24 protein-coding genes and 1 other RNA gene are annotated in these 23,813 nt (G+C 44.3%); 1 reads left to right on the forward strand and 24 read right to left on the reverse strand.

The features are described from left to right. Positions 1 to 77: 77 nt before the first annotated feature. The 18 genes from VN447_RS09100 to lgt form a co-directional block, all read right to left on the reverse strand. Positions 78 to 407 (reverse strand): small basic family protein, encoded by a 330-nt coding sequence (locus VN447_RS09100; protein WP_325524848.1) that lies wholly within the window; start codon positions 405 to 407, stop codon positions 78 to 80. A 1-nt stretch (position 408) separates the two neighbouring features. Next, the gene (locus tag VN447_RS09105) at positions 409 to 1,101 is read right to left on the reverse strand and encodes a DUF881 domain-containing protein (RefSeq protein ID WP_325524850.1); all 693 of its coding nucleotides are present in this window, start codon (positions 1,099 to 1,101) and stop codon (positions 409 to 411) included. Between the two features lie 25 nt (positions 1,102 to 1,126). Next, positions 1,127 to 1,873 (reverse strand): cell division protein FtsQ/DivIB, encoded by a 747-nt coding sequence (locus VN447_RS09110; RefSeq protein WP_325524851.1) that lies wholly within the window; start codon positions 1,871 to 1,873, stop codon positions 1,127 to 1,129. Between the two features lie 294 nt (positions 1,874 to 2,167). Further along, complete coding sequence (locus tag VN447_RS09115) at positions 2,168 to 3,097, reverse strand: D-alanine--D-alanine ligase (protein ID WP_325524853.1); 930 nt, start codon at positions 3,095 to 3,097, stop codon at positions 2,168 to 2,170. 14 nt (positions 3,098 to 3,111) lie between these two features. Beyond that, positions 3,112 to 4,365, reverse strand: a complete 1,254-nt coding sequence (gene murA, locus VN447_RS09120; RefSeq protein ID WP_325524854.1) for a UDP-N-acetylglucosamine 1-carboxyvinyltransferase — start codon at positions 4,363 to 4,365, stop codon at positions 3,112 to 3,114. 77 nt (positions 4,366 to 4,442) lie between these two features. Beyond that, positions 4,443 to 5,819, reverse strand: coding sequence for a UDP-N-acetylmuramate--L-alanine ligase (murC, locus tag VN447_RS09125; RefSeq protein WP_325524855.1), 1,377 nt, complete (start codon positions 5,817 to 5,819; stop codon positions 4,443 to 4,445). 135 nt (positions 5,820 to 5,954) lie between these two features. Then, the gene (gene murG, locus VN447_RS09130; RefSeq protein WP_325524857.1) at positions 5,955 to 7,082 is read right to left on the reverse strand and encodes an undecaprenyldiphospho-muramoylpentapeptide beta-N-acetylglucosaminyltransferase; all 1,128 of its coding nucleotides are present in this window, start codon (positions 7,080 to 7,082) and stop codon (positions 5,955 to 5,957) included. Between the two features lie 18 nt (positions 7,083 to 7,100). Continuing rightward, on the reverse strand, positions 7,101 to 8,204 hold the full coding sequence (gene spoVE, locus VN447_RS09135) for a stage V sporulation protein E (protein ID WP_325524859.1): 1,104 nt from the start codon (positions 8,202 to 8,204) through the stop codon (positions 7,101 to 7,103). 13 nt (positions 8,205 to 8,217) lie between these two features. Next, positions 8,218 to 9,585 carry a UDP-N-acetylmuramoyl-L-alanine--D-glutamate ligase gene (gene murD / locus VN447_RS09140; RefSeq protein WP_325524861.1) on the reverse strand — a complete coding sequence of 456 codons (1,368 nt, stop codon included), beginning with the start codon at positions 9,583 to 9,585 and terminating at the stop codon, positions 8,218 to 8,220. A 1-nt stretch (position 9,586) separates the two neighbouring features. Then, entirely contained in the window at positions 9,587 to 10,561 is a 975-nt protein-coding gene (mraY, locus tag VN447_RS09145; protein ID WP_325524863.1) for a phospho-N-acetylmuramoyl-pentapeptide-transferase, read from the reverse strand. A gap of 22 nt (positions 10,562 to 10,583) precedes the next feature. Next, positions 10,584 to 11,966 carry a UDP-N-acetylmuramoyl-tripeptide--D-alanyl-D-alanine ligase gene (locus tag VN447_RS09150; RefSeq protein ID WP_325524864.1) on the reverse strand — a complete coding sequence of 461 codons (1,383 nt, stop codon included), beginning with the start codon at positions 11,964 to 11,966 and terminating at the stop codon, positions 10,584 to 10,586. Next, positions 11,959 to 13,473, reverse strand: coding sequence for a UDP-N-acetylmuramoyl-L-alanyl-D-glutamate--2,6-diaminopimelate ligase (locus tag VN447_RS09155; protein ID WP_325524866.1), 1,515 nt, complete (start codon positions 13,471 to 13,473; stop codon positions 11,959 to 11,961). Before VN447_RS09155 ends, VN447_RS09150 begins: the two co-directional genes overlap by 8 nt. 87 nt (positions 13,474 to 13,560) lie before the next feature. Then, positions 13,561 to 15,651 carry a stage V sporulation protein D gene (locus VN447_RS09160; protein ID WP_325524868.1) on the reverse strand — a complete coding sequence of 697 codons (2,091 nt, stop codon included), beginning with the start codon at positions 15,649 to 15,651 and terminating at the stop codon, positions 13,561 to 13,563. Positions 15,652 to 15,677: 26 nt separating this feature from the next. Continuing rightward, positions 15,678 to 16,130, reverse strand: coding sequence for a cell division protein FtsL (ftsL, locus tag VN447_RS09165; RefSeq protein ID WP_325524870.1), 453 nt, complete (start codon positions 16,128 to 16,130; stop codon positions 15,678 to 15,680). Between the two features lie 37 nt (positions 16,131 to 16,167). Next, positions 16,168 to 17,109: a 16S rRNA (cytosine(1402)-N(4))-methyltransferase RsmH gene (gene rsmH, locus VN447_RS09170; RefSeq protein ID WP_325524871.1), complete on the reverse strand. Its 942-nt coding sequence runs from the start codon at positions 17,107 to 17,109 to the stop codon at positions 16,168 to 16,170. Between the two features lie 25 nt (positions 17,110 to 17,134). Next, positions 17,135 to 17,566 (reverse strand): division/cell wall cluster transcriptional repressor MraZ, encoded by a 432-nt coding sequence (mraZ, locus tag VN447_RS09175; RefSeq protein WP_325524873.1) that lies wholly within the window; start codon positions 17,564 to 17,566, stop codon positions 17,135 to 17,137. A gap of 155 nt (positions 17,567 to 17,721) precedes the next feature. After that, positions 17,722 to 18,552, reverse strand: a complete 831-nt coding sequence (locus VN447_RS09180; protein ID WP_325524875.1) for a polysaccharide deacetylase family protein — start codon at positions 18,550 to 18,552, stop codon at positions 17,722 to 17,724. After that, on the reverse strand, positions 18,539 to 19,363 hold the full coding sequence (gene lgt, locus VN447_RS09185) for a prolipoprotein diacylglyceryl transferase (protein WP_325524876.1): 825 nt from the start codon (positions 19,361 to 19,363) through the stop codon (positions 18,539 to 18,541). Before lgt ends, VN447_RS09180 begins: the two co-directional genes overlap by 14 nt. 184 nt (positions 19,364 to 19,547) lie before the next feature. Between lgt and VN447_RS09190 the strand changes: the two genes are divergently transcribed. Then, positions 19,548 to 19,745, forward strand: coding sequence for a DUF1858 domain-containing protein (locus tag VN447_RS09190; protein ID WP_325524878.1), 198 nt, complete (start codon positions 19,548 to 19,550; stop codon positions 19,743 to 19,745). Between the two features lie 33 nt (positions 19,746 to 19,778). On the opposite strand, the gene VN447_RS09195 is transcribed toward VN447_RS09190, so the two are convergent. The 6 genes from VN447_RS09195 to ssrS all read right to left on the reverse strand — a co-directional run bounded on the left by VN447_RS09195 (position 19,779) and on the right by ssrS (position 23,650). Next, positions 19,779 to 20,024 (reverse strand): FeoA family protein, encoded by a 246-nt coding sequence (locus tag VN447_RS09195; protein ID WP_325524879.1) that lies wholly within the window; start codon positions 20,022 to 20,024, stop codon positions 19,779 to 19,781. 20 nt (positions 20,025 to 20,044) lie between these two features. Further along, positions 20,045 to 21,988, reverse strand: coding sequence for a ferrous iron transport protein B (gene feoB, locus VN447_RS09200; RefSeq protein WP_325524881.1), 1,944 nt, complete (start codon positions 21,986 to 21,988; stop codon positions 20,045 to 20,047). Positions 21,989 to 22,102: 114 nt separating this feature from the next. Then, the gene (gene trxA, locus VN447_RS09205; RefSeq protein WP_325524883.1) at positions 22,103 to 22,426 is read right to left on the reverse strand and encodes a thioredoxin; all 324 of its coding nucleotides are present in this window, start codon (positions 22,424 to 22,426) and stop codon (positions 22,103 to 22,105) included. 41 nt (positions 22,427 to 22,467) lie between these two features. Continuing rightward, the gene (locus VN447_RS09210) at positions 22,468 to 22,857 is read right to left on the reverse strand and encodes a CoA-binding protein (RefSeq protein ID WP_325524885.1); all 390 of its coding nucleotides are present in this window, start codon (positions 22,855 to 22,857) and stop codon (positions 22,468 to 22,470) included. A 42-nt stretch (positions 22,858 to 22,899) separates the two neighbouring features. Beyond that, on the reverse strand, positions 22,900 to 23,331 hold the full coding sequence (locus VN447_RS09215; protein WP_325524886.1) for a peptidylprolyl isomerase: 432 nt from the start codon (positions 23,329 to 23,331) through the stop codon (positions 22,900 to 22,902). Positions 23,332 to 23,474: 143 nt separating this feature from the next. Beyond that, positions 23,475 to 23,650, reverse strand: a non-coding RNA gene (gene ssrS / locus VN447_RS09220) — 6S RNA. Positions 23,651 to 23,813: the final 163 nt, after the last annotated feature.

A 23,813-nucleotide genomic window follows, 5' to 3' on the forward strand; every position in this document is an offset into this window, starting at 1 on the left:
TCGCGCTTTTTTTTGAAAGTAATCATAATAAAAGCTTCAAAGCCGGAACATATCTGACAGGCTTTGAAGCTTTCACACTACTTTTTCAGGAAATACCGGCGAATTATAGCCAAGTTTTGAAAAATTCTTAGGCCAAACGCCAAAAGTGAAACGTAGTATAAATCAATTCCTAACCGGTCTCCAATATATACTAAACCGGCAGCTAATAATGCATTAGTGAAAAAACCTGTTATAAATACAGTATTATCGAACTTTTCTTCAATCCCGGCCCTAAGGCCACCAAAAACTGAGTCTAACGATGCTAATAATGCAACCGACATAAATTTAGCATATTCAAGGGGTACTGTAATCGGAAAAGCTATGCCAATAATTATACCTATAATAAGTCCAGTAACCGGTAATACCATATTAGCGACCACCTTCCTGAACCGGCTTAGCGAACTCAAACCGGAAAGCGCCTTTATATGCCGGGACTTTTACTCCATCTTGTTTTTTGATTGTTACCTGAATACCCCAAAATTGGAGTGTCTCAATTACGCCGCCGCGCATTTTGAGCGCATTTTCAAGTGTTGTCGGCTCTCCTATAACCCTGACCTCATAAGGTGGTGAATACCGCGAGTTATTAACCGACAGTGTCGGGCCGGCACAACGAACTTCTGAACTAGCAATAAGCCGCTGCTCGTTAATCGATATAGCTTCGGCGCCTGCTGCCCATAATTCATTAATTACCTTCAGGATATCATCATCATGAATTAGATATAAATTAGGGTTTTCTCCCGGTTTGGACGGACGCTTGCTGTCATCAATAGTTACAATAATTCCAGGGCCTTCAACAGCCACTACGCCAGCTCCCATCCTTACCATTTCGAATTCCTTGGACGCAGCCTCCGCACCCGAAGTGCGTTTTAACTCCTGAACCTGCTTAATTAGCGCGTCCCGTTCCTTTTCTGTCTGGCTTAAGCGTTGGGACAAATCTTCCACCCGTTGGTACGGAATGCTTGATCTGATATCCTGAGTGGTACGAAATTGTACCGCCAGCATAATACCCAACACAACACAGACCAGGGCAATAGCAAACTGCCCTTGTTTGATAGGTAGCAAAATATCGTCTCCTTTCAAAATTCCCTTATCTGTTACGTATTTTAATGATAGGTGATTTATAGTTAAGATCTACATATTCAACAGCCATTTTCTTAGCAGAGATCTCCTGTAAAATCTCGCCTGTCAGCGTCGCTTTTTCCGTAAGGCGCTGGCTATCGCCTACCCGAATGTATACTGAACTTGTTGTATAAGCAACAAGTTCATCCGGCGACTTGATATTGACCTCTGATAACTGGTTTAGAGCATTTTCATCCAGTGCCGCAAGATATGTTAGAACATTGGAAAGGCCAGGATTATTGACCTGGTCGCCCACATACACGTTTCCCAAACGAACACCGGTAATAACAGGGACTTTTACCTCCTTTAGGTTTCTTAAAGCAGCTAAAACCACGCCTTGTCGGTCAATTTCGACAAAACCATATTGGCTGGCAACAAAAGCCAGGGGCTGACGTTCCTTAATATGGATAGCAATAGTAGCTGGGAAACTTCTTTCTACCTTGACTTCTGCCACCCGAAGGTCACTCATCAACCGGTCCCTTATATCAGCCGTTTTTAGTCTAAAAATATTTACTTGTTCGGGAACGCCTGCAACTCGCAAGACATCTTCAACCGTTATATACTTATTTCCATCAACTAATACTGTCCCAACGGTAAAATATGGAGAATTAATAAATAAAAAAAATGCTATCAGCGATGCTAAAGCCGCTAGCAAGGCCGCTAAGGTGGAACTCCGCCGCCGCCTGGCCGCTCTCAAGCGTTCTGCTGTCTGCATGCTATCACTCCTGTAGACATCTTCTGCAGTAATTATACAACGGATTGTCCGCTAGATAAAGTGAAACTTACCTAGAAGGAAATGGTAATGCCCTTCTAGGTTTAGTTGAACCAATCCAGGAGCTTAGCGCCACTTATGCTACCACTAAGCAGTGGAGGTATTAGTGGCGGTTAGCTATCGGATAAAGTGAAACTTACCTAGAAGGAAATGGTAATGCCCTTCTAGGTTTAGTGGGGTTACCTATCAGCTAATAAAAAAGCGAGCAGTATCTGTCGACACTGCCCAAGCCACCTTTTAATCAGCGGCCATCAAAAGAATCCGCTCACACAAATCGGCAAAATGTATGCCAACAGCAGCAGCCGCTTTAGGTACCAAGCTGGTAGCTGTCATCCCCGGAATAGTATTAACTTCCAGTACAAACGGATTATTGTCATTGTCAAGCATTACGTCGACACGGCCAATCCCTCGACAGTTTAACAGCTTATATGCTTCAAGCGCTACTTGCTGAACACGGCTGGTAACCTCGGCTTCCAGGTCAGCTGGTACAATATATTCGGTAGCACCTTTAGTATATTTTGACTTATAATCATACCGGCCTGACTGAGGTACTATCTCAATGATAGGCAATGCTTCCGGTTGGTCAGTGCCAAGTATAGAAACAGTCAACTCTTTTCCCCTAATAAATTCCTCAACAACAATATGGTCGCTAAACTTAAAAGCTTCTGTTACGGCGAGTTCGATATTGGCGGTTTCTTCCACAATTATAACACCGATACTTGACCCCTGAGCAGCGGCTTTAATCACCACAGGTACGCCAAATTCCATTTGAATTTCACTGGCCAAATTACCGCCGGCATCTTGCTTGTTATATAGTCGTGACCGCGGCGTAGGTATTCCAGCAGCCATAAACAGTCGTTTAGTTACTGCTTTATCCATGGCTACAGCACTAGCTAATACTCCTGAACCGGTGTATGGTATGCCTAACATTTCAAGTGTACCTTGCATTAGTCCATCTTCGCCATAAAGGCCATGGATGGCATTGAAGACTATATCAATTTGTTCGCTTTTTAGTTGGTCGACAAAGTGCCGGGGGATTAGGTCAATGCCTACGGCATTATACCCTTTTTCTTGCAGTGCCGCCAAAATAGCCCGCCCTGTATTTAAAGATACCTCCCGCTCAGCAGACGGCCCACCCATGACAACCGCAATTTTTTTATTTTTCATTAAAAAGTCCCCCTTCAGCTACCCTGTACCCTTACAATTTGTGCCCCTAAAGCCTGTAGTTTTTTCTCTATACTTTCATAACCTCGGTCAATATGGTAGACTTGCTCAACCTCTGAGGTTCCCTCAGCGGCTAAAGCCGCTAATACTAAGGCACTGCCAGCCCTTAGATCAGGTGCGGCTACGATGGCTCCGGTCAAGCTTGAGACTCCGCGAATAATGGCCGTACGACCTTCGACTTTGATTTTAGCGCCCATTCGTGTAAGCTCATCTACATGCTTAAAACGATTCTCAAAAATAGTTTCCGTAATAATACTGGTACCTTTGGCAATGGTAACCAGCGATAGCATCGGAGCCTGCAGGTCGGTTGGAAATCCTGGATAAGGCAATGTTTTGATATCAACACCGCGAAGTTCTCCCGCCTTTATCCGGACATAGTCCCTGCCGGTAACTACCTGCGCTCCAATTTCTTGTAGTTTATCAGTGACTGAGAATAAGTATTCTGGAATAATATTTTCAACTACAACATCACCACGAGTCATAACACTTGCCATTAAGAAAGTGCCTGCTTCAATTCTATCGCACATCACGGTGTGCTCGGTAGGAACAAGTTTGGCAACTCCGTCAATTCTAACAGTATCCGTACCGGCGCCGCTGATTCTTGCTCCCATTTTATTTAAGATAGTCTGCAAATCAGATATTTCAGGTTCACGCGCCGCATTGCGGATAATTGTCGTTCCTTTGGCCAGTACGGCAGCCATCATTGCATTCTCGGTCGCACCAACGCTAGGGAAGTCAAAATTGACTTCGCCGCCTGTTAACTCTGCCGCTTCGGCCACAATAAAGCCAAAGCTTTCATCAACTTTCGCGCCGATTCTTTCTAGAGCTTTGATATGTAAATTAATTGGTCTTGGGCCGATAGCACAACCGCCAGGGTAGGAGACTCTGACTTTACGGAATCGCCCTAAGAGCGGCCCCATCAAGAATACCGAAGCCCTCATTTCCCGCATTAGGTGCTCGGGTATTTCGGCCTTGCTGACATTAGTAGTATCAATCAGCATCGTATGGCCTTGCCTAGATATTTTAGCTCCAAGTAATGTCAAAATATCCTGCATGGCTTGAATGTCGCGCAAATAAGGAACATCATGAATAATGCTGACGCCGGAACACAGAAGCGTTGCTGCCATAATTGGCAACGTAGCGTTTTTAGCCCCGCTTACCCGGACGTTGCCACATAGTTGTACTTCTCCTTTGACGATAAATTTCTCCATCGTCTTCCCTCCCAGACAAGTACAATCACCCTCTATTTTTCTTTATATCTAATCTCTAATAAATCCTCTACACAATACTACCGATGCATAAGCTTTTCTACTAGTTCTTCCCCCGTCTGATAAATATTCCCAGCTCCCATGGTCATTACTAAATCTCCGGGCTCTACAATTTCAGCTAAATACCGGGCAATTTTATCTTTGTCCGGTATATACGTAACACGCTGATTGGTTTGCCGCTCGACCTCATCCTTGAGTGTCTCCCCACTAATCCCGGGAATAGGCTGTTCTCCAGCTGAATAAACATCGGTAAGAATCAGCATATCAGCTGGTGTAAAAGCACTGCCGAATTCCTTACGCAAGAACTGGGTACGTGTATACCTATGCGGCTGAAAAACACAAATTAACCGTTTGGGTTCTGTTTGACGCGCTCCTAGCAAAGTTGTGGTAATTTCCGTAGGATGATGAGCATAGTCATCCACTACCCAAACGCCGTTTACCCTCCCTTTAGATTGAAAACGACGTTTAGCTCCTTGAAACTGGCTAAGGCCTTCGGCAATTTGCGAAAAACTCAGCCCGGCTTCAACACCCACAGCCACAGCAGCCAAGGCATTTGCCACATTATGCATACCTGGAACACAGATTCTAGCCGTACCTAAAAGTTCATCACGGTAGTACACATCGAAGATTGTAATCGGACCATCAGATTTTATATTACGCGCAGTATAATCAGCATCATGCTCAAGCGCATATGACACGTAGCGCTTTTCAAGTTTAGACGCCATATTCCTAACATAGGAATTGTCAAAACATAAAACGGCTAATCCGTCAACTGGCTTGAGCTTACCTAAGAACTCATCGAAAGTGCGTAATATATTATCCATGGTCTTGTAGTAATCCATGTGATCGTTTTCGATATTAGTCACGACAGCAATATGCGGTGAAAGTTTCAAAAAAGAGCCATCGCTTTCGTCGGCCTCAGCTACTAAATAAGAACCATGACCGAGTTTTGCACTGCCGCCTATTGATTCTAACTCACCGCCAATAATTATGGTCGGGTCCATACCTGACTTCTCAAGCATGAGGGCAATCATTGAGGTAGTTGTGGTCTTGCCATGAGCACCGGCTACAGCTATTCCCTGTCGTTTGCACATCAGAAATGCCAGCATATCAGCCCGGTGATATACAGGGATTTCCTTGTCACGCGCAGCTTTAACCTCGGGATTGGTTTCCGGGATAGCGGTTGAAACAACTACAGCTTGCGTATCGCCAATATTTTCATAACTGTGACCAATATGTACCCTTGCACCAGCCTGCTCAAGCTTAGAAGTAACAGCCGATTTCTGGGCATCAGAGCCTGAAACAGCATACCCCATATCAAGCAATACTTTCGCAATAGCACTCATACCGGAGCCACCGATACCGATAAAATAAAATTTTTTCACATCATCTAACAACAGTATTTCTCCCCTTTCTTGCGCACCCCGTCTCCGGTGCCCGCATCCGGCAGAAAGAGCTGCTCCTAAACTTACCCGGATGCCGCTCTGGCATACCACATTGTATGCGCTGCCCACACCCGGTGTTACCTTTTATTATTTACTTTGCAGCTTTATTAGGCAAAGGGCCAACCGGGCAATTGCTTCTGCCGCCTGAGGCCGACCCAACTCTCTGCTCTTTTCAGCCATACCTGATAGCATGGTCGGATTCTCTAGTAAGTTTTCAATGGTATTTGTTAATTTAACCCCGGTTAATTCTTTATCAGCAATAACGGTTGCCGCACCATGTCTCTCAAGAGCTCTGGCATTGAACTCCTGATGGTTTTCGGCAGCATAAGGATACGGTATCAATATTGCAGGGATGCCTCTGGCCGTTAATTCAGCCAATCCCACAGCCCCGGCGCGGAATATCGCCAAATCAGAGGCTGCCAAAGCTAAGGGCATATTATACAAATATGGTTTGATGATAATATTGCCACCACTGGAAATGTCTATACCAGCTTGTTTAATATTGCCAACTATGCTATTATACTCGCTTTGTCCTGTCACATGCAATATTTGAATGCGCTGGCTACCGTTAAAATGTTTGTAAACATCAAACATAGCATTGTTTATACTGCGTGCCCCACGGCTACCGCCAACTACCAGCAGGGTAAGTTTGTTGGGCTCTAGCCCTAACGCTGTTTGACCCTCTACCCGGGCAGCCGACATGACCTCAGGTCTAATAGGATTGCCTGTAAATATAATCTGGTCAGGCTTGTACTTCTTAAAATATTGCTCAGCTTCCTTATATCCTACGGCAATTTTATCAACAAACCGGGATAATATTTTATTAGTTATACCTGGAATGACATTTTGTTCTTGAATCATAGTTGGTATTTTGAGCAGGCTGGCTGCCAGCAGCACCGGACCGCACACATAGCCGCCAGTACCAATGACAACATCAGGCTTAAATTTTTTAATAATTTTAGCAGAGCTCCAAACACTACCCACTGTCTTAAGCAGTGTCTGGACATTCTGCCAGGAAATTCGCCGCTCCAGCCCTCGTACTTCAATTGTTGCAAAATTAAACCCTTCTTTGGGCACAATGTCCGCCTCAAGGCCGTGTTTAGTTCCTACAAACAAGATTTCGCAGCTGTCGGTTAACTTGGCTACTTCTCTTGCGATAGTAACGGCGGGGTAGATGTGACCACCTGTTCCCCCGCCAGAAATAATCAGGCGCATATGGTTTGCCCCCTAAATTCATTTCATGTTTACATACCGTGATATATTGAGTAAAATACCTACCCCTGCTAGTGTAAAAATTAGAGCAGAACCACCAAAACTAATAAAAGGCAATGGTATTCCCGTTACTGGCATGGATGCGGTGACCACCGCAATATTCATGAGCGCCTGCAAAACGATGATACTTGTTATGCCGCCAGCCAACAAACTTCCAAAAATATCAGGCGCCGAAATGGCTATTTTAAAACCTCGCCAGGCAAATAGAAAAAACAATATTATTACAGTAGCTGTACCTATAAAACCAAGTTCTTCCCCTAGTATAGCAAAAATAAAATCAGTGTGAGGTTCGGGCAGATACAAAAATTTTTCCCGGCTGCGACCTAAGCCAACACCAAACAAGCCGCCAGAACCAATAGCATACAAAGATTGAATAATGTGGTAGCCGCTGTTTAACGGGTCAGCCCATGGATCACTAAATGCCAGCAGTCGCTTTAGACGGTATGGCTCCGCAATAATGGCGGCAACTATGCCTGCAACACCGAGGGCACCTAACGACCCTAAATGTGATAATCTAGCCCCTGCAGCAAATAACAAAATAAACACGGTACCACCAATAACAAGTGCTGTCCCTAGATCAGGCTCTTTTAAGATTAACCCAAACACTACTAAGAGCATCAGTAATTGTGGGACAACGCCCTTAATAAAGCTACCAATTTTATCCTGAGATTTTGCCAGACTATTAGCAGTAAAGAGCACCATGCTCAATTTTGCTATTTCTGATGGTTGCAGATACAGGGAACCGAAACCTAACCAACGCCTTGCCCCATTGACCACTTTACCTAACCCAGGAACGAGGACAAGTACTAATAGAATAAGGGTAATTATCATAGCGGGTTTTGCCAGTTTACGCCAAGCGTGATAATCAACGTTCATTGTAAACAGCATGGCCAGCAATCCCAGTGTGGCCCAAATCATCTGGCGTTTTAGAAAATAGTAGCTGTCATTATAGTTGACATATGCTGAAACCGCACTTGAACTATAAACCATTACTATCCCGAACCCCAACAAACCAATAATGGCAAAAAAGATGACATAGTCGGGCGACTTAGGTCTGACCGCCAATCTCGCTCCCCCCTTAACCTAACCGGCGTACCAAATCTTTGAATACTTTCCCCCGTTCTTCATAATTGTTGAACATATCATAGCTGGCACAGGCCGGCGATAAGAGCACCACCTGAGGAGGCTGCGCCAAGCTATGGGCAAGCGCCACTGCCTCACTCAACGAAGGCGTATTATGAATATTTTTCACGCCATGTTGTGCTGCGGACTCCGCAAAACGTTGCTGAGCTTCTCCCAATAAAATCAAATGGTCAACCCGCTCTTTAATCAACTGCATAAATTCAGTTAAATCGGTATTCTTATCCCGACCACCGGCAATCAGAATAATTTGCCCGGGAAAAGCCTCTAACGCTTTTATTGATGATTCAGGGTTAGTGGCTTTAGAATCATTGTAATAGGCTACGCCGGCAATCTCAGTCACAGGCTCAATACGATGCTCTACGCCCTGGAATGTTTTAAGAACTTTAGCCATATCTTCAAGGTCAGCTCCGGCCAAATAGCCAACCGCACAGGCAGCTAATGCATTTTCTACATTATGGCCGCCTTTTATTTGAATATCATTGACTGCACAGATATCAGTATGTTTCCCGTCCCAATTCAGTGTGATCGTTCCGTTTTCTACAAAAATACCCGAGTCCAGACGCTGCTGGCGGCTGAAATACAGTATTTTACCTGGCGCCCGTTCGGCCATCCCTCTTACGACTATATCATCATAGTTGAGAATTAAGTAATCATTCTCATGCTGGTTAGTAAATATGCGTTCTTTCATTTCCTGATAAACTGCCATTGTATGATGTCTGTCCAAATGATCCGGTGTCAGGTTTAAGACTGCCGCAATATGAGGTCTAAATTTTATAGCCCCTTCAAGTTGGAAGCTTGATATTTCAGCAACTACAAAGCCATCAGGTCCGGTCTCAAGCGCCTGATCAGACAGTGCAGCGCCAATATTGCCGCCTACAGATACCTGACGACCAGTAGTCTTAAGTATCTCGCCAATTAGTGTTGTTGTTGTTGTTTTACCATTGGTACCGGTAACTGCAACTATAGGCGCATTACTCAGCCGATAAGCTACCTCTACTTCGCTCATTATGGTAATACCCCGGCCCTGAGCAGCGGCAACAAGCGGGATATATATAGATATGCCCGGTGACAACACTATATAGTCCATACCGTCCAGTAATTCTTCATTTTGATTCCCTAGCGCCAAAACAACACCAGTTGCTTTTAGCTGAGAAAAATCTTTATCAATTTTATCGGCAGACTTGGCGTCACTTAATATAACATGTGCGCCTAACTGCTGCAAAATATTAGCTACTGAAATACCGCTGACACCGGCGCCTAACACCAAAATATTCTTATTGGAAAACTCTGTCTGTTTACTCATTTTACATACCCCCTGCCCGGCTGACTGCCAACACGCTCAAAGCCACGGCGGCAAACACTGCGCCTGCCAGCCAAAATACCGTCACCACTTTGGTTTCAGACCAACCGGACAATTCAAAGTGGTGATGAATTGGACTCATTTTAAATACTCGCTTCCCTGTTGACTTAAAGGAAATAACTTGAATAATGACTGAAAGCGCTTCAATAACAAATACGCCGCCAACAATAACCAACAAAAATTCAGTTTTAGTCATTACTGCAACTGCCGCAAGTGCCCCTCCCAAAGCCAATGAACCGGTGTCGCCCATAAAAACCTTAGCAGGATGAGCGTTATACCGTAAGAACCCCAGACACGCCCCAGCCAAAGCTACACAAAAAATGGCTAAATGAGGTTTTCCAAAGGAAAGAGCCACTACGGCATACGCCAATGCAGCTACGGTTGTCGTGCCTGCGGCTAAGCCGTCAAGACCGTCAGTAAGATTAACTGCATTCGTAGTACCGACAAGTACAATGAAGATTAGCAGATAATATAAGGCCCCAAAGTCAACATTAACTCCCAGAACAGGTATCCATAAATCGGTTCCGCGACCAAAGTAAATACTTGCAATATAGGAGAGCGCCAACGCCATAATAATTTGTCCCAGCAACTTTTGCCGGGCTTTAAGACCCAATGAACGTTTAAGCACCACTTTTATAAAATCGTCAAGAAAACCAATTAAACCATGGCCTAATGTAACAAATAAGGCTAACAGCACCTCAGGGTTTTTGCCTGCAAATACAAGGCTGGGAATCGTAAGAGCCACTAAAATCAACACCCCGCCCATAGTGGGCGTGCCAGCTTTGGCATAATGTCTTTCAGGGCCTTCTTCCCTGATGCTTTGCCCAAATTTAAGCCGCCTTAGCATGGGAATAACCAACGGCCCCGCTATTATAGCAATGGCAAATGCCATCGCGGCAGCATACAACAATTCCTGCATCGTAACCTCCTGTATTGGCTCGCTATAGCAGCGACGTATCGTTAAATGTTTCCAGCATAGTTTCCATCTTCATGCCACGGGAACCTTTAAGCAAGATATAATCTCCAGGCTTCATCAAACAGCGTAAAGCTTCTATTGCCTCCTGGTGCCCGGTAAAGGCGCGGGTAGTTTTAACACCATGCTCATAGGCAGCATCCACAATATGTTGTGATAATTGCCCCACTGTGAGTACTATGTCTATTCCTTGCTCAGCGGCCAGCTGCCCGATCCGACGATGAGCCTCAACTGCTGCCTCGCCAAGCTCCAGCATATCACCTAACACTGCGATCTTGCGGCCTTTGCTAATGTCAGACAACGTCTTAAGCGCGGCTGCCATTGATAGCGGACTGGCATTATATACGTCATTGATAACAGTATACTCTCCGTATCTTTTTACCTCTTGCCGCATCGCACCAGGAATAAAACTACTAATCCCGTCTTTTATTTCACCAGGCCGTAACCCTAATTCCCATCCGACGGCGATAGCCGCCAGTGCATTATAAACATTATGTATACCCATTGTATGCAAAATAACAGGAAAAGAACCACGTGGACTACAACAGTCAAACGTAGTTGTCAATTCACCGTTCTCCCCGGTGGATATGTTCTCGGCACGCACAAATGCTTCTGGGTTTAAGCCGTAAAACACGACGCGTCCATGAGCTTTTTCCTGCATAGCTCGAACATGCGGATCATCAGCATTAAGCACAATCAAATCATCATGAGCAATAGCTTCAACTAATTCGGCCTTAGCAGCAGCGATATTTTCAACTGAACCTAGGATTTCCATATGAGTTTCACCTACATTGGTCACTACACCCACTGTAGGTAAAGCAATTTCGGTCAGCTCATGAATTTCTCCACGGGCGCGCATACCCATCTCAACAACTGCGGCTTCATGTACAGACTCAAGTTTTAACAGGGTTAGTGGTAGCCCAATTTCATTATTAAAATTGGCTTCTGTCTTAAGCACGTTGAACCTGCTAGACAACACAGCGGCAAGCATATCTTTGGTTGTAGTCTTACCGTTAGAACCTGTCACACCGATTACAGGGATCTGATAACGTTTACGATGAAACCTTGCTAAAGCCTGCAGGGCAGCCAGAGTATCTTTTACTTCTATTACAGCCACGTTAGCAGGCACAGATGTCTGCCTGCTAACAACGACCCCAATTGCCCCCTTACTGACAGCCTGAGCAACAAACTCATGCCCGTCAAAGCGTTCACCAATTAAAGCTATAAACAAATTGCCAGGCTGAACAGTCCTAGTATCAGTGGAAATACCACGGAAAAGTTTGCCGCCTGTTGCACTGGCCAAACGACCGCAGGTAGCCTTTAACACTTCAGTCAAACTAAAATCAGGCATTTGTTCTCATCTCCCTGATAATCTCACGAGCTACTTGCCGGTCATCAAAATCTATTGTTCGGTCTTTTAATATCTGGTAAGTTTCGTGGCCCTTACCAGCAATGAGTACGACATCCTGCGGCCCAGCCAATTTAATTGCCTGAGTGATGGCCTGACGACGGTCAGGAAGTATTTCATAGCTTTTGCCAAAGCAAGCGGTTTCCAAACCTTCCCTTATCCCCACTTCTATATCTTCTAATATTTTTTCAGGTTCTTCACTACGGGGATTATCAGATGTAGCCAGCACGATATCGCCATATAAAGCGGCTAGTTTGCCCATAATCGGCCGCTTAGTACGGTCACGATCACCACCACAGCCAAACACTACGATAATCTTGGCTCTGGCAAACTGTTTAGCTGTTTTAAGCACGTTTTCTAAACCGTCCGGTGTATGAGCATAGTCAACAATGACAGTAAACGGTTGTCCGGCATGCACTAATTCAAATCTTCCTGGTACGCTGGTAAAGCTTTCGAGGGCCTGTTTAATAATGGCTGGGTCAACTTTTTCCGCCAGAGCAACCCCGATTGCCGCCAACACGTTATAGACGTTAAACATGCCAGTAATACTTAGCTTGAGCGGCATAGTCCCAAACGATCCATTGACACTGAAGCTGGAGCCAGCTGCTTCCACATCAAGACTGTCGGCAGTTAATACTGCAGAACTATTAATAGCATAACTTATGATCGGACAATTCGAATTGCTTGCCATCGTTTTACCGGCATCATCATCAAAATTAATGATTGCGGCTTTACCTGCTTTCTTACTGCCAGGCCTGTTCAAGTGCCGGAACAACTCAGCTTTGGCGTCAATATAGTTGTCAAACGTTTGATGAAAATCCAAATGATCTTGGGTCATATTGGTAAATACAGCAACATCAAATTCACAGCCGGCTACCCGGCCCAACGCCAAGGCATGTGATGAAACTTCCATAACTGCGTATTCCATACCGCTATTGACCATTTCAGAAAGCGTACTTTGTAGTTCAATTACATCAGGTGTAGTATTTTTTACCGGCAGTACCTTATCGTCAATCAGCGTCTGTATTGTTCCAATTAGACCTACCTTGTAGCCGGCCTGCCGTAAAATACTTCTAATCAAGTAGGTAGTTGTTGTTTTGCCGTTAGTGCCAGTGACGCCAATCATTCTTAACTTATGACCCGGATAATCAAAAAAATAAGGCACAACGGCCTGCATCGCCGTACGAGTATTATCAACTTTGATGACAGTTATGTTGCCGTTTGATGCTTCTGGTACATCTTTTTCCACAAGCACAGCCACTGCTCCGCGCTGAATTGCATCGCCGACAAAATCGTGCCCGTCAACATGAGCTCCTGTCAGACAGACAAACAATGTGCCAGGAACTACCCTGCGGGAATCGTGGGCCACTGCCTTGATTTCTTTATCAAGCCGTCCTTGTATTGCTGCATACGGCAGTAATGCCGCCAATTGTTCTAAATTTTTGACCATAACCTTATCCTCCTGCCCAACTACAAAAAAATTAGTTAATATACTCTTATTATCTATTTTTACCAATATATCTTATTTTAACGCCATTTACTCGAAATAGGTAGTAATACTTGTTCCTGATAATACTTTACTGCCAGGTAACGGGTCTTGTTTGATCGTTTTCCCGCCCGTCCCCTGAGGATTTATTACAAGTCCAAGCTCGGCCAGCATATCTGATGCCTCGCGTGGTGTCCGACCGGTTAAGTCCGGTACAGTAACTTCACCTGCCAGATAGCGTGGTGTCATAGTATAAAGCAGCACACCGCTACCAGTCGGCATGCGACTTCCAGGTTTAGGAATTTGATCCGCTACCCTGTCACCTGACTCTTCAATACGCGGGATCAACCCTGCTTTCTCTAACTCTTTTATGGCCTCAGGAACATTTAAGTTAATTACACTAGGAACCAGCACATGGGTATCTGGACCACCGGGTTTAGCTGTACCTGATATTGGCTGCGGACTGACCTTAAGATACTGCAGGACATCTTTCATTACAGCCCCAAATACCGGCGCTGCAATCTGCCCGCCGTAGTAAAGACCGACAGGTTCATCAATAATAACCAGCATAGCGACCTGAGGATTGTCGGCAGGAGCAAACCCGACAAATGAAGCTACATATTTATCAGGCAAATAACCACCGGCGCCGACTTTTTGTGCAGTGCCGGTTTTTCCTGCAATTTTGAAGCCCTCTATATACGCATTCTTACCTGAACCCTGTGATACTACCGATTCTAATATCTCCTTAACTTGTTTCGTTATCGTAGGATCAAGAACCTGCCTGATAACATCAGGCTGAAACCCTCTAACGATTTGCCCTGATTTATCCTTAACTTCTCTGACAATCTGCGGTCTAAGGAGCTGACCATCGTTAGCTACAGCAGCGGCTGCCGTCACCAACTGAACAGGTGAAACGGCAATACTCTGGCCGATTGACATGGTTGCGATATTAATTGGGGTTGCTTTGGCGCGGTCAATCATAAGCCCCTTTGCTTCTCCCGGCAAATCAATATTGGTAGTTCGGCCGAAACCAAAAGCATCAATATAACGGTAAAATGGGTCGCGCCCTAAACGCAGTCCAACATTAACAAACCCCACATTACAGGAGTTCTGAACCACCTCAGCAAAGGTTTGACTGCCATGCCCCCCATGTTTCCAGCAGTGGATATTGCGCCCTTGTACTTCGACCTCACCAGGATCAAAGAATCTTTCGTCAGGCTTAACAATATGTTCGGACATGGCTGCTGATGTAGTAATAATTTTAAAGGTTGAGCCAGGTTCATAAACATTAGAAACAGCAATGTTTCTCCAGAGTTTTGGAGAAACCTCACTAAATTTATTAGGATTATAGTCCGGCCTGTTGGCTAACGCCAAAACTCCGCCGTCGCGTGGATCTATGGCAATAATGGTAGCAGCCTTGGCCTGGGTCTCTTTCATTACCCGGTCAAGTTCACGCTCGACAATCTGTTGAATAACCAAATCAATGGTGAGATAGATATTATTTCCTTCCACCGGTGGCACAAACCGGTGGGACGCCTGGGGAATCTCCCGGCCTCTGGCATCGTACTCAATGACAATACTGCCTGAACGGCCTTTCAGATAACTGTCAAAAGTCATTTCTACGCCATCCAAACCTTGGCTGTCAATCCCATTAAAACCGAGAATATGTGCTGCCAGATTATCATGGGGATAATAACGTTGGCTTTCTTGAGTTAGACCAATACCTGGAAGATTAAGCATTTGTACCTGTCGGGCTGTTTCTGGTTCAATCTTGCGTTTTATCCACGTAAATGCCTGGCGCTTTTTTAATTTGTTTTTAAGATTGTTTTCATCTAACGCCAAAATAGCAGCCAGTCTGGCTGCTGTTTCTTCATGGTTCCGTATTTCGGCAGGTATGGCGTATACAGATTCAGTGCTGACACTAACCGCAAGCTCCCGGCCATGCCGATCAAAAATAATACCCCGTTTTGCCTCAACCGGAATCTCACGTATACGTTGATCAACAGCGTTCTCTGATAGCCAGGCACTCTTATAAAACTGGAGATACAGTAAGCGACCAATCAACCCCATCATAATTACCGATATGATCAAGAAAAGGCAAGCGACCCTTTTCCTGATGGTAACATGCGAAACAGATGCCACTTATTTATCTCCCCCATCGTTTAAAATTACCGCCCTTTGCTCGCCTCCGCTTTGTTGACTTTGATAGCGCTCAGTATCTGCTCAGTAACACCGGTATTTTTGACCGGTTCTGATTGAGGCTGAGTGTTTGCAGGTATGGCTGACGCATAATAAGCGTTTTTAGGCACAACCATCCCTAACTCTTTTACGGCAATTTCTTCGATACGCTGCGGCGATTTAAGCCTGGCAATATCAAGGCGCAAAAGCTCATTTTCTTTCTCTATCTTTGCTACTTGGCCTTTAATTTTTACCAAATCATAGCCAGCTTGCACAATAGCAGCACTCTGCATAGTTGTAATGGCAGCCATTACAACAGCTATAATGACAAGTGTCAGGCATTTGACGCGCAGTCGTTTATCAGCTTTTTGTACAATCTTAGGCGCAGGTGAAGCGGCTTCCTGTTCATACACATGTAATTCTTGTTTTTTATGTACTAACATTTCTATTGTTCCTCCCCATAATTTAGAACAATTGTCGCTATAACTTTACAGCGATCCGAAGCTTAGCGCTACGAGCGCGAGGATTATTCTCAAGCTCATCAGGCGACGGTAGAATAGGCTTTCCCAGTACCTTTACTTTGGGCTTAGTGTTGCAGACACATATCGGTATTTGCGGCGGACAAATGCACGCTTTAGCCAATTGCTGCAACGTTTGCTTAGCAATCCGATCCTCTAGTGAATGGAATGTTATTATTCCAATACGCCCCCCGGGTTTTAAACGCTCTACCGCTGTAATAAAAGTATCCCGCAAAATTCCCAGTTCGTTATTAACTTCGATCCTAATAGCCTGAAACGTTCTTTTGGCTGGATGTGGACCATCCCGGCGTGCGCCGGCAGGGATAGCTTTTTTAATAACATCTACGAGTTGACCTGTAGTTTCTATACTGCTCTTAGCCCTGTTTTCGACAATAAATTGGGCAATTCGTTTAGCCCAGCGTTCCTCGCCATAATCAGTAATTATCGCTGTCAATTGTTGTTCATTGTAGGTATTGACAACATCATATGCTGAAAAATCTGCACTTGGATTCATACGCATATCAAGCGGTGCATCCTGCATGTAAGAAAATCCCCGGTCAGCAACATCAAGCTGATGCGACGATACTCCTAAGTCAAACAAAACACCATCTACTAATCCTGTCTCCAAATCATCAAGCACCGAACCCAAACACTGGAAATTATTTTGAACGATACTTATCCGGCAACTAGCCCCTGATAAACGCAGCTTACCGGCATTAATAGCTGCCGGATCCTGATCAATGCCAATTAACCAGCCTGCCGGTGCTAAGCGTGCGGCTAAACAGGCGGAATGACCAGCGCCACCTAACGTACAATCTACATAGATGCCCTCCGGATTAGAAAAAATGCCTGCGACGCTCTCTTCTAGCAGTACACTCGTATGTTCAAATTCATGTTCTTGCACTTTTAACAACTCGTTTCGGTTATAATTAAATCCCTAAATCAGCCAAGTTTTCAGCAATCTCAGCAACAGTAGGACTCACTTGCTGGTTATATTCATCCCAGGCGACTTTATCCCAAATCTCAATCCTGGTTGACACGCCAATCACGACTACGTCTTTATCTAACTTGGCATGCTCGCGTAAGTTAGGAGGCACAAGCACTCTCCCCTGTTTATCACAATCAAGTTCGGCTGCTCCTGAAAAAAAGAAGCGGACAAAGGCTCTGGCTTCTGGTTTAGCCAGCGGAAGCTTCTTTAATTTTTCTTCTAGGATAGCCCACTCGCTGCGGGTATATACAAATAAGCAGTTATCTAATCCTTTGGTGGCAATAAATGTTTCTCCCAATTCTTCACGAAATCTGGCAGGAAGAATCAGCCGGCCTTTATTATCGATGGTATGCAAATACTCACCCATGAACACGGCTGTCACCACCATTCAAAATTATTAACCACTTTACACCACTCTACACCACTTTTTTAGTCTATTCTGGGCAAATAAAAAAAATCCTGCCTGAAATATGCAGGATTTTTTAAAAAACCAAAATTTGGAGACTAAAGTCCTATGTTTTTAATTACTTAATTTCTAATCAAGCCAAATCGTTCCAATAAAGGTGCAGCATTGAGCCTAACGAAGAAACTGCGAAACGTCTGCGGTCCCCTAAAGATAGGTATGCGCTCAAGCGCATACGGATTACTCTCTGCACCCGCCTGACCGTAACGGATAGTAAATGCAGCTTTGTAACCAGCCTGTTTAACCATTTCCTCAATCTGCAGGTTGTATGCGCCGGTAGGGTAAGCAAAGTAGCGTATCTTCCCGCCTAGCTGCTGCTCCATCTCTTTACGGGAAGTTACTAGCTCCTCCATAACCTGCTCACGCGAAAGCTTGGTAAGTGCAGCATGAGAAACAGTATGAGAGCCAAAAACAAAACCGTCTTTCTGCATTTCCCGCACTTGGTCCCAGCTCATAAACCGTTCATCGTGCCCGACTAAATTAGTCACTAAAAATATAGTAGCGGTAAAACCATACTTTTTCATAATAGGATACGCATTGGTATAATTATCAAGGTAACCATCATCAAACGTAATTAAAATGGGTTTTTCCGGAAGTTCTTTACCTTGGTTAAGATAAGACATAAGCTGATCTGGTGTAATTGTAGTAAAGCCGTTTTGAGACAGATACGCCATTTGTTCTTCAAATTCTTGTGGTGGTATAGAAAGTGCATGATAAAATGAATCAATTTTATGATAATTTAAAATAGGAACATCAATAAGCGAAGTATTTACCGCACGGTTACTATTGCGCCCAGCAACCACAGCAGTGGTGCTTACTACAGCAGATGACAAAATTAGTAGAAAAATAAGGCCTAGAACAATAAGACATACCTGACGCCGGCTAATACGGGCCACCGCCTTTCCTCTCTAAATATCCGGTCTTAAGCCGGTTTTGTATTTTATAGTTCCGCCACAGCATAAGCGCTCCGGCCCACATGATAGCTATTCCACTCACCACTTGCGCCAAGCGCCAATCCCCTATCATCTCACTATCAATCCGTAGGCCTTCAATTACCAGGCGCCCTACCGAATACAAGATAATATATAGTAAAAATAGGCTGCCTGGTACTGACTTTTCAGGTTTTCTAGCCATCAGCCAGCTTACTGCCGCAAGTATAATAAATACCACTAAATCCCAACCACATTCGTATAAAAAAGTTGGATGAAAAAAATCAAACTGCTCATACCCTAACGGGCGGTATGCATAATCAATGTAAATTCCCCAGGGAACATCAGTAGGATAGCCGAAGGCATCCTGATTAATAAAATTACCCCATTGGCCAATAGCCTGGCCAAAAACAAGGCCTGGTGCGACTATATCAGCCCAATGCCAGAAAGAAATATTATAGACTCGAGAATATATCCAGACAGTAAGAATAACACCGATAAGTGCGCCGTGAATAGCTAAGCCTCCGTGCCAAATCTTTAAAATCTCATTTGGCGCATCAGCATACATCTGCCAATTCACAGCAACATAATAGATTCTGGCGGTAATGATGCCTACCGGTATGCTGTATAGCGTTAAATCCAACAGCCTGTTAGGGTCCTCCTTGCGCAGCCGGATATGCCACCAGTTAATGATACATGCCGCCAGAATAGCAGCGGCCAAAATCAGCCCAAACCAACTAAAAGCAACAGTCTTGATACAAAATGCAGTTTTTCCCATGTAAACTCCTAATGCCGGTCAGATTTCGTATAAAAAGCACATAAAAAACAGAGAGCAGGCGATAATATTAGCATCATACGACATTCTCTAAAATCATAATAAAGTCATGACAAGCATTAGTCAAGTATGATATAATTAATTATCTTGTCAACATATTCCATATTCAACTTAAGGAGGCGCTACAATGACTATCACTAAAGAAATGAGCATCGTCGATGTCGTCCAAAAATATCCTCAGACTGTTCAAGTATTCCGCAACTATGGTATGGGATGCCTAGGTTGCGCTGCCGCTCGATTTGAGAATATCGAGCAAGGTGCTGCCGCTCACGGCATTGATGCAACCGCTCTGGTTGCCGACTTAAACAAAGCTGTAACCGAATAGTTTTTGAAAAACAGGGCAACCAGCCCTGTTTTTTTATTTGTTCCTGCCGGGCTGGGATTTGACAACAATAATCCCTAATGCGGCCTCACGATCAAGCGCCAATTGAGTATTATCAATTCTGAGAACATAGACAGGTGAGGTTTGCACTACTTCTATTTCCATCCCAGGCAACAAACCAAATACCGTCAGTTTCCGCATATTTCTACAATCTTGACTGCTTATAGCTACAATTCTAGCCTTTTCACCCGCTTGAAGCATAGTAACAGACTCTTCTATCATAGCATTCCTCACAATCAGGATTAAAATAGTAACAACTGAAGAACCTGGTGAACTAAAGCCGCCGAAACAAACGCAACCATAACAATCAACACCACCATAGCCCCAGCTGTAATCAATCCTCGTTCTTTAACCATGATGGCAAATTGCGCAACACACGGAACGAATAAGGTTAATGCTACTGCTGCAACAACCAATTGCGCATCTGTCAGTTTGCCTGCAACTGCCAAGTCATAAAGCCCGGCTGCCCCGTAGTCGCGGCGAAAAAAACCGAGCAAAAAGGCTTGAGCAGTCTCCGGTGGCAGCCCTATAAGCACCATTGCAGGCTCGACATATTGAATCATTGTATTTAAGATGCCACTGCGATCACCAGCCCACAATACAACGCTGGTGACAATAAACACCGGTAATATCTCCATGAAATACCAAGACATTCGCGTATATGCCTTTTTTATAACATTACTGGCAAGCGGCAGCCTTAATGGTGGTATTTCCATATAGAAAGCACTCCTGTGTCCAGGCACAAACTTAGCACTTAACCAGCCCACAGTAACAAAGATGAGAACCATGTAGACGCTCCAGAGAATAACTGCAGCTGAGTTATGTGAGAGCAGTGCCAGCACAACTCCAAGTTGGGCCGAACAAGGTATGGTTAGAGATAATAGAAAGGTGGCCAACAAACGTTCACGCTTACTTTCAAGCGTTCGTGTAACCATTACAGCCATAGTGCCGCAGCCTAAACCCAGCGTTAACGGGATAACTGCCCGTCCATTAAGCCCAAAGTACCGGAAAATTGAATCTACCAACATAGCCAGGCGTGGCAGATAACCAGTATCTTCAAGTATAGCAAAAGCCAAAAAGAATGTCCCGACAATAGGTAAAATAATGGCTGTCGCGTAGCGGAATCCCATGGTAAAAATACCGTATTCCCCCACCAGCAGCGAGCGTAACCATTCCCAGGGGATATAGGCATTAGCCACTCCTTCAGCCACTGGGCTAATGATCGGTACAAATACACTGTTATTAATATAATCAACAAGATAGCCCGCGCCAAATTTCCCCACAAACTGGTATAGCCCGAAATATAGGACAAGACATACGAGGGGAATGCCTGTCAACGGTTCTCTAGTTACCCTTCCCAGCCATTCCGCCAGCATTTTCATTTTATGGCGCTCAAACCTTGCGTATCTAACAGCTTTTACAACTATTTTGTCGACAATAACCTGCCGCTCTGTCGCAATAAGAGCGTCAAGGTTATTTTTCTTATTTGAAGACAGCTGCTCAATGGCAGCAGCTATTTTAGGCCATGCCGCTTCGGTCTGAGCAATACTAAACGTCATAGCGTCCCCTTGCAGTAGTAATAGCGCGGTAATACGTTTGCTAAGGCCATAGGTGCGGGTTAATAGTCCGCTTATTTTAGTCACTGACTGCTCAATTCCATCGCTCAGTTTAAAAACACTTGGCTTCACCCGCTTATATTGGCCAACTGTCTTTTTTAAAGCCTCCAACCCAATACGGTTAACAGCAGAAGTAGCGATAACCGGGATTCCGAGCATCTTCTCAAGCAACGATACATCAATAAGCATGCCCATATTCTGTGCCTCATCCATAATATTTAGATTAAGGATAACAGGCAACCCTGCATCAATCAGCTGAATGGTCATATTAAGCATACGCCGCAAGTTTTTAGCGTCAACAACATGGACAACAACATCAGGTACTTGCCTTGTTAGTAGTAATCTGGTAACCTTTTCCTCCTCAGTTAGAGGAATTAGTGAATACATTCCTGGTGTATCAATAACCTCGAAACGCTGACCACTAAATTTAAAATGACCTGTAGAAATATCAACCGTAGTACCCGGATAATTAGACACGGCGACATAACTGCCTGTTAAATAATTAAATATAGCACTTTTGCCTACATTGGGTGAACCTACAAGTACTACTTTTATGGCTGTATCCCGCACCACAGTATCCTCCGCCAGTTTCAGAAATACTATGGTATTTCCTATGCTAAAAAACACGGGGATATGCGTTACATACCAAATAAAATTCCCGGCCTCGAAAGGCCGGGATCAAAATTAGATTAACTTTTCTACTTTAGCGGCAATATTAGCTTTAGGCATATACCCTGTCAGCTTCTCCACTAGCTCACCATTTTTAAAGACAACCATCGTAGGCAAACTCATAACACCGTATTTTTGCGCCAGGGAACGGCTTTCGTCAACGTTGACTTTTGCAACCTTAATTTGGTCGCCCATTTCTTCTGCCAGTTCATCCATAACCGGAGCTAATCGAGTGCAGTAGCCACACCACGGAGCCCAAAAATCTACAAGCACCGGCTTAGCGGCGTCAAGCACTTCTTCCTGGAAATTATTTTCGTTAGCATTGACTACGTTTGCCATCAGACAGTCCCCCTTTTAATTAAAATAAAACATGGATTATCCTACTTGTGGTTGCGAAGCTCAACCAATACACAATTCTGATCAACCACATTAAGATCAAGATTTTTAGCCAGTTTTACTACACTAGCGGCATTAGCTCCAGGCTGAAGCCAGACATTTTTAATACCAAGCTCAGAGCAATTATTCATGATCTGTTCGCCAACTTTCGGAGGCACTACAACGTTTACAACCTCAGGTACGACCGGTAAATCCTTAAGCGCCGGGTAGCATTTAACACCAAGTATCTCTTGTATACCAGGGTTTACCGGGTACACAGTATAGCCAGCTTCCTTGAGCGCTTTAAAAATCTTATAGCCAAACTTTTCGGTGTTATCGGTAGCTCCCACAACGGCCCAGGTTTTCATTTGGAGCATTGTTTCAATATAATTCACAGAGCAGCCCCCTTACGTCAGTTTACGACGTTACCTGTTAAATCATTCCTCAACAACAGTGACTTTATTCATTATGTTGCCTTGATTAATCTGGTCAACGACGTCCATGCCTTCAATTACCTTGCCAAATACGGTATGTACCCCATCCAAATGCGGTTGGGGCTCGTACACAATAAAGAACTGGCTGCCACCGGTATTGGGGCCGCGATGGGCCATCGACAGTGATCCGCGTTCATGTTTGTTCGGGTTACCTTTAGTTTCACAAGGAATTGTGTACCCAGGACCACCAGCGCCAGTACCATTCGGGCAGCCGCCTTGCGCAACAAATCCTTTAATTACCCGGTGAAACTGTAAGCCATTATAAAAACCTTCATTAATCAGCTTTTCAAAGTTAGCAACCGTCTTAGGTGCGTCTTTTTCGAACAGCTCAATGACCACGTTGCCTTTATCCATCTCAATAATTGCTTTTTTCAAAGTGTATCCCTCTCTTAAATAGAATTATTTTAATTATAACACAGCTGGATATACTTTGGCAAAATTGGAAATCCACAACCTACGAATTTTTTTGCAAAAAAAAATACCCCTTCTAGGCAGAAAGAATATTCAGTAAAACATTATGTAAGCCCATGATACCGTTCTCTTGTATGTTCATACCCGCTTCTCGCAGGTGGGCGTCTTGTATTTACGCTTTTGCCTTCCACTCTTAGGAGGCTTGGCAGCGGCATAACATCAAACTCCCCATGTAAATGAGTCGGTTGAACATATAAGAGGTTAACGAGCACCTCAGGCATTAGTGACTTTCGACACTATGTATCTTATCATGTTCGCATCGTTAGTTCAAGGCTGAAAATCAGTCAAAAAACTGGTTTTTTTGACTAATATATAAAAATCACCTGGATATACCAGTTCGACCTTGACCGCACGCAGTCATTACTTATTTGACTTTCAGGAAATTG

The sequence above is a fragment of the Sporomusa sp. genome, assembly GCF_035561155.1.
GTDB lineage: Bacteria > Bacillota > Negativicutes > Sporomusales > Sporomusaceae > Sporomusa.